This window comes from Halorhodospira neutriphila, assembly GCF_016584055.1.
In the GTDB taxonomy this organism is placed as follows: domain Bacteria; phylum Pseudomonadota; class Gammaproteobacteria; order Nitrococcales; family Halorhodospiraceae; genus Halorhodospira; species Halorhodospira neutriphila.
On sequence record NZ_NRSH01000252.1, the window covers coordinates 1 to 1,193 of the forward strand.

At 78.5% G+C, this 1,193-nt stretch carries 1 protein-coding gene; it reads left to right on the top strand.

Annotated features, from left to right (window positions below):
• Positions 1-1,193: hypothetical protein (locus CKO13_RS12265; protein ID WP_200261421.1), on the top strand; the 1,193-nt coding region annotated here is incomplete at both ends.

Genomic DNA, 1,193 nt, shown 5'->3' on the forward strand with positions numbered 1-1,193 from the left:
TCGACGGCGCCGACGGCTGGACCGCCGCCGGCGCCGTCGACGGCCTCGGCGCGGCCAGCCCGGTGGTGGTCGTCGGCGAGCCCGGTGGGCGGCGCCCGCCGCTGCCGGCGAGCGCCCGGCGCAGCGGCACCCTGCGCCCCGGGCAGTGGCGCTCGCCGGAGCAGGCGACGCTCTACCTCCACACGCAGCCCGCCGGCGCGGTGGTGGCGGTCGGCGGCGCGGACTACACGACGCCGGCGCGCATCCCCGTCGAGCCGGGGCGGACGTACACCGTGCGCGTCTACGGCACCGACGCGTACCGGGGCACCCGGATCGAGGTGCGCGTGGGTCCGGATACGCCGGTAGCCTACCGCTCCGTCGCGCTCACCGAGCGGCGCTTCGGCGAGCTCGACCTCAGCGCCGCCGGCACGGGGACGGTGATCTGCCTCGAGGACCACGGCGTCCGCGCCCCGGCGATCCAGCGCCCCGCCGAGGCCGGCCGCTACCGCGTCCGGGTCAGCCGCGGCGGCGAGCGCTACCAGGACATCGTCGATGCGCTCACCCTGCGCCCCGACGAGCGCATCCGCCGGCACTACGCCGCCCCGCGCGACCGGGAGCCGTACCACTACGGCTGGCGCTGGGCGCTGAGCCTCGCCGCCCTCGGCGGCGAGCCCGGCGACGCCTACGCCGTCCCCGGCGACGGCGGCGAGGTCCCCTACGAGGCGCTGGCCGCGGAGATCGACGCCGTCGAGTCCGCCTCGCGGGGCGCCTTGAGCCTCCAGCTGGGGGTCCTGGGGCAATACTTCGCCGACGCCCTGCCGGTGACCGCCGCCGGCGGGCTCGGCTACCGGCTGGCGCGCTTCGACGTGACCGCGGAGGGGCCCTTCGGAACCACGCGCGAGGCGCAGGTGGACCTGGGAACCCTCCAGGCCACCGTCGGGCTCGGCCTGTGGCACCCCTTCAGCGCCGGCCCGGCGTGGCTCACCGTCAACCGGGCCTGGGAGCGCAGCCGCTGGGCGGACGGGGAGGCCGCGGTGGCGATGCCCTCCGGCCGGGCGGGCAACGCCTACACCTTCGTCGAGCTCGGCGGCCAGCTCGGCCCCTGGAGCGTGGCCGCCCGCCTGGGGACGGGGGAGGGCGGGCTGCGCCCGCTGCTGCTGATCGGCCTCGGCGCCGCGCAGATGACCGCGGGCTACCGCCACCCGCCGCAGGTC